This window comes from Cyanobium sp. LEGE 06143, from assembly GCF_015207535.1.
In the GTDB taxonomy this organism is placed as follows: domain Bacteria; phylum Cyanobacteriota; class Cyanobacteriia; order PCC-6307; family Cyanobiaceae; genus NIES-981.
Genome location: NZ_JADEWP010000188.1, coordinates 1 through 4,678 on the forward strand (window position 1 = coordinate 1; position 4,678 = coordinate 4,678).

Here is a 4,678-nt window from a genome sequence, read left to right on the forward strand (position 1 = left end):
TAAGAGACAGTCATTGAAGGGGGCGCGCTGCTGGTTGAAGCTCCAATAGGTGGTGAGAAGGCCCGGGCCGGTGCGGATCCAGCCGGGGAACTTGGCTTCGATCTCGGTCTGGCGGGGGCCGGAGAACTGGTTGTTGATGTCGAGTTCGCCTGCCGAGATCTTGTTCTCATAGGCCGCTTCGTTCTCGATCTCGAAATAGACAACCCGGTCAAAGCAGGCCTCGGCCGCGCCAAAGCCCGAGGGGTTCTTCTCCGCCACCAACTGGTCGCCGGTGCGCCAGTAGACCAGCTTGTAAGGGCCGTTGACGACGATGTTTTCCGGCTGGATCCAGGCGTCGCCGAAGGTCTCCACCGCCTGACGCGGCACCGGGAAGGTCGTGTAGTGCGACAAGAGGCCCGGCAGGTAGGGCGCGGGATATTCCAGCGTGATCTCGAAGGTTTTCTCGTCAATCGCGCGCACGCCCATTTCCTCGGGCGGCAGCTCGCCATTGTTCACCTTCTCGGCATTCTTCACCAGCCACAGCATCGAGGCGTATTGCGAGGCAACCGTCGGGTCCTGGATGCGGCGGAAGGCGTAAACGAAATCCTCGGCCGTTAGCATCATCGGTCGTCAGGCCGATCATCATGTCGCCGATGACAATGTTTTCCCAGGCAGCCGAGGATTTGTGCGGGTCCAGCGTGTCGACCTTGGCCGAGATGCCGCGCCGCAGCGTCGGCACATCGCCTTCGCCAGCGCCGCCACCACCACCGCAGGCAGCCAGCGTCAGCGCCAGCATCGCACTGGCCGCGCCGGCCAGCAGGGATCTCATTTTCATCGGTTATGCCTCCTTGATCTTCCTGTATCGTTCCGAATTTGCCAGAACTGGTGCCAGACGGGCAAACAAAAGCAAAGACTTGCCCGCAGATAAGTGAACGGGAGCTGATCCATGCTGCGTAGTCTTGCTGTCACGACACTGTTTGCCGCAGGCCTTGGCGGGCCCGCCCTCGCCCAGGAAGCGAGCCTTGATGCTGTCCTCGCCTGCCGCGTGATCGAAGACCCTGCCGAGCGGGTCGGCTGTTACGACGCGGCCGTTGGCCGGCGGGAAGAGGCGCAGGCYCAAGGCGAGGCTGAGACCGGCGGCGGTGGCCAGGCCGGTGCGCACGAGGCGACGGGACAGGCAGATGGAGGAAATGGTCATGGCTCAGGGATGTTCAACGCCATTCATCCTGTCCTGCTGGTCTGAATGAGATCGGTCTGGAGAGCGCGAAGATGTGACCAGATCTGACAGAGACCGCCCCCGCAACCCCAGGGTGAAGCCCCCCTGGCCGCGGCGGTGGTGGAAGAGTTCGCCGCCATGCTCCAGGGCGACGCGCTGGGCGATGGCCAGGCCGAGGCCACAGTGGCCGTCGCCGCCCCTGGCCTCATCGAGCCGTCGAAAGGGCTGCAGCGCCTGGTGCCAGAGCGCCTCGGGAATCCCCTCGCCGGCGTCACTCACGGCGATCGCAAAGCCCCCAGCGTCCCAAGGCTGCAGGCTCAGCTGGTAGGGGGGGTGGCCGTGGTGGGCGGCGTTGCTGAGCAGGTTCCCCACCGCCCGGGTGAGGGCGATGGGCCGCACCCAGGCCTGCAGAGGCTTCAGGTCCAGGCTCAGGTTGCTCAGKCCGCTCTGGCCGGCGACTTCGGCCAGCAGGGCCGCCAGGTCCACCCGCACCGGCTGCTCTTCTGCGTCTCCCCGGGCGAAGGCGATGAACTGGCTGGTGATCCGTTCGAGGGCATCGAGGTCGCCCTGGGCCTTGGTGCTCTCGGCGGTGGACATCGGCTGGCCCTCGGCCAGGTGCAGGCGCAGGCGCAGCCTGGTGATCGGGCTGTTGAGGTCGTGGCCGATGCCGGCCAGCATCGTGGCCCGTTCCTGCCTGTCCAGCCGCAGGCGCTCAAGCAGGCCGTTGAAGCGGCGGGTGATCTGGCGCACGCCCCTGGTGCCGCGCTCCGGCAGCGGTTCGGGGTCCTGGCTGGTGCCCAGCTGCTGCAGGGAGTTCTCCAGCTGGCGCAGGGGGCGCTGAACCTCCAGGCTCAGCACCAGGGTGGAGAGTGCCAGGCCCGCGGCCCCCAGCGACAGGATCAGCGAGAGGGGGTCGGGGGGCCAGCGCCGCGGGTCGGGAATGGCCACCGCCAGCCAGATCGACTCGAAGGGCGACACCACTTCGACCCAGAGGCTGCCTCCAGCGGCCACCACCTCCCGGCAGAAGCCCAGCTGGCTGCAGAGCTCGGCGTGGAGAGCCTCGGCTTCCGCTCCGCCCCTGTCCCCTGCCGGCGGATGGTCCTCCGCCAGCTCCAGGCCGCTGAGTTCCGCCACAGACTCCATCGGGTAGCTCTCCAGGGCCAGCTCCCCCAGGCGCAGGCTGAAGGCCACCTCCGAGCCCAGCTGCACCATCTGGCTGCGGGCCAGCCGGCGGCTGAGCAGGGTCTGAACCAGCAGCAGGCTCAGCAGCCAGAGCCCCAGGCCGCCCGCCCCGTAGGCCAGCACCCTCAGCCATCGGCGGGATCCCGCCGCAGAGCGGCTAGGCACGCGGCTGGCCATCGGGAACGAAGACGTAGCCATAGCCCCACACCGTCTGGATGTGGCGGGGTTGGGAGGGGTCCGCCTCCACCAGCCGCCGTAACCGCGACACCTGCACATCCATGCTGCGGGCGTCGGTCTCGCTGGTGGGTCCCCGCGAGAGTTCAATCAGTCGCTCCCGCGACAGGGGCCTGTGGGGGTGCTGGGCCAGGGCCAGCAGCAGGCTGAATTCGCCGCTGGTGATCGTCACCGGCTCGCCGTCGCGCTCCAGCCGCCGCGTGCTGGGATCCAGCTGCCAGGCCCCGAAGCCGATCGGGTTGGCGTCAGGCCGCGGCGTGCCCGGCGGACCCTGCTGACGCCGGCGCAGCACCGCCTCGATGCGGGCCGTGAGCTCGCGGGGCAGGAAGGGTTTGGCCAGGTAGTCATCGGCGCCCTGCTCCAGCCCGATGATCCGGTCCACCGCATCGCCCCTGGCGGTGAGCATCAGCACCGGCAGGTCATCGCCGCCGTCGCGCAGCCGCCGCAGCACCAGCAGGCCGTCGTCTCCGGGGAGCATCAGATCGAGCACCAGCAGGTCTGGCCGCTGACTCTCCAGCCGGGCCGTGAGCTGCTGACCATTGGCCAGGCAGCGCACCTCGTAGCCCTGTTCACCGAGATAGCGCTGCAGCATCTGACGTAGCTCGGCGTCATCGTCGACAACCCAGATGCGGTGGGAACGGGCCATGGCGCCGGGCAGCCGGGGTGGCTCAGGAGGCGATCATCCTGAACCGATCCTGGCCCGGTCGGTCGAGCCACTGTCCCTGCGGCGGTGCTGTCCCCAAGCCGGCCACGGCCTCACACCAGGGCCAGACCCCGTTCGTTGAACACCCCCTCGAACAGCATCGAGCTGAGGTAGCGCTCGCCGGAGTCGGGCAGCACCACCACGATCGTCTTGCCGGCATAGGCGGGATCGGCGGCCAGGCGCAGCGCCGCGCAGGTGGCGGCACCGCAGGAGATGCCCGCCAGGATGCCTTCCTCCCGCATCAGCCGCCGGGCCATGGCCACCGCCTCGGCGTCAGACACGGTCTCCACCCGGTCCACCAGGCTGAGGTCGAGGTTGCCTGGAACGAAGCCCGCGCCGATCCCCTGGATCTTGTGGGGCCCCGGGCTGATCTCATCCCCTGCCCTGGTCTGGCTGATCACCGGGCTGGTGAGCGGCTCCACCGCCACCGATTCAAGCGGCTGGCCCAGTGTGGTCTTGATGTAGCGGCTGACGCCCGTGATCGTGCCCCCCGTGCCGACCCCGGCCACCAGCACATCGATCTGCCCGTCGCTGTCGTCCCAGATCTCCGGGCCTGTGGTGTCGTGGTGGATGCGGGGGTTGGCGGGATTGGCGAACTGCTGCAGCAGCACGTAGCGGTCGGGCTCCGACTCGGCCAGTTCGCGGGCAACGTTGATGGCACCGGGCATCCCCTGGCGCCCCTCGGTGAGCAGCAGCCGGGCGCCGTAGGCCGTGAGCAGCTTGCGGCGCTCCAGGCTCATCGTCTCCGGCATGGTGAGGGTGAGCGGGATGCCGCGCGAGGCCGCCACGAAGGCCAGGGCGATGCCGGTGTTGCCGCTGGTGGGCTCGATCAGTTCCTTGCCGGGGCCCAGCAGCCCATCCCGTTCGGCCTGCCAGATCATGGCGGCGCCGATCCGGCACTTCACCGAGTAGGCGGGATTACGCCCTTCGATCTTGGCCAGCACGGTGGCGCCACAGCCCTCAGTGATCCGGTTCAGCCGCACCAGGGGGGTCTTGCCGATCGTGAAGCTGTTGTCGGCGTAGATCGCCATTGCTGAACGCCGTACCTGAAGCTCAGCCTAGGGAACCCCCCTGCCTAGGGTTCAAGGCCCCTTCACGCTCGCTGTTGAGCCGGGGTCTCGTGCCATGGCCACCGCCACGACGCCATCGGGGCACCCCTCCCTGCRGCTGCTGAACCACTTCAGCSYCRACAMCATCAAGGGSGATCTGTTCGGGGGGGTCACCGCGGCGGTGATCGCCCTGCCGATGGCCCTGGCCTTCGGGGTGGCCTCCGGTGCCGGGGCCGCGGCCGGCCTCTGGGGGGCGGTGCTGGTGGGCCTGTTCGCCGCCCTGTTCGGCGGCACCCCCACCCTGATCTCCGAGCC

Annotated in this window: 7 protein-coding genes; 1 reads left to right on the forward strand and 6 read right to left on the reverse strand. The window is 68.6% G+C overall.

The genetic code is table 11. From position 1 onward, the window contains the following. From IQ216_RS11735 to cysK, 6 genes are all read right to left on the reverse strand, one after another. On the reverse strand, window positions 1-561 hold a 561-nt coding region (locus IQ216_RS11735), incomplete at its 3' end, for an ABC transporter substrate-binding protein (RefSeq protein ID WP_370566733.1). Continuing rightward, window positions 446-808 carry a hypothetical protein gene (locus IQ216_RS14775; RefSeq protein ID WP_370566734.1) on the reverse strand — a complete coding sequence of 121 codons (363 nt, stop codon included), beginning with the start codon at window positions 806-808 and terminating at the stop codon, window positions 446-448. The genes IQ216_RS11735 and IQ216_RS14775, both read right to left, overlap by 116 nt. Window positions 809-817: 9 nt before the next feature. Then, window positions 818-1,177 carry a hypothetical protein gene (locus IQ216_RS11740; RefSeq protein WP_193815598.1) on the reverse strand — a complete coding sequence of 120 codons (360 nt, stop codon included), beginning with the start codon at window positions 1,175-1,177 and terminating at the stop codon, window positions 818-820. A 3-nt stretch (window positions 1,178-1,180) separates the two neighbouring features. Continuing rightward, window positions 1,181-2,542 (reverse strand): ATP-binding protein, encoded by a 1,362-nt coding sequence (locus tag IQ216_RS11745; protein ID WP_370566732.1) that lies wholly within the window; start codon window positions 2,540-2,542, stop codon window positions 1,181-1,183. Beyond that, window positions 2,535-3,257, reverse strand: coding sequence for a response regulator (locus IQ216_RS11750; protein WP_193815600.1), 723 nt, complete (start codon window positions 3,255-3,257; stop codon window positions 2,535-2,537). The genes IQ216_RS11745 and IQ216_RS11750 overlap by 8 nt, the downstream gene beginning before the upstream one ends. 110 nt (window positions 3,258-3,367) lie before the next feature. Beyond that, on the reverse strand, window positions 3,368-4,345 hold the full coding sequence (cysK, locus tag IQ216_RS11755; RefSeq protein ID WP_193815601.1) for a cysteine synthase A: 978 nt from the start codon (window positions 4,343-4,345) through the stop codon (window positions 3,368-3,370). A 94-nt stretch (window positions 4,346-4,439) separates the two neighbouring features. Between cysK and IQ216_RS11760 the strand changes: the two genes are divergently transcribed. Then, on the forward strand, window positions 4,440-4,678 hold a 239-nt coding region (locus tag IQ216_RS11760), incomplete at its 3' end, for a SulP family inorganic anion transporter (protein ID WP_255510612.1).

Coding starts and splice junctions, on each gene's coding strand:
- IQ216_RS14775 (WP_370566734.1), bottom strand. CDS start 808: ATGAGATCCCTGCTGGCCGGCGCGGCCAGTGCGATGCTGGCGCTGACG.
- IQ216_RS11750 (WP_193815600.1), bottom strand. CDS start 3,257: ATGGCCCGTTCCCACCGCATCTGGGTTGTCGACGATGACGCCGAGCTA.
- cysK (WP_193815601.1), bottom strand. CDS start 4,345: ATGGCGATCTACGCCGACAACAGCTTCACGATCGGCAAGACCCCCCTG.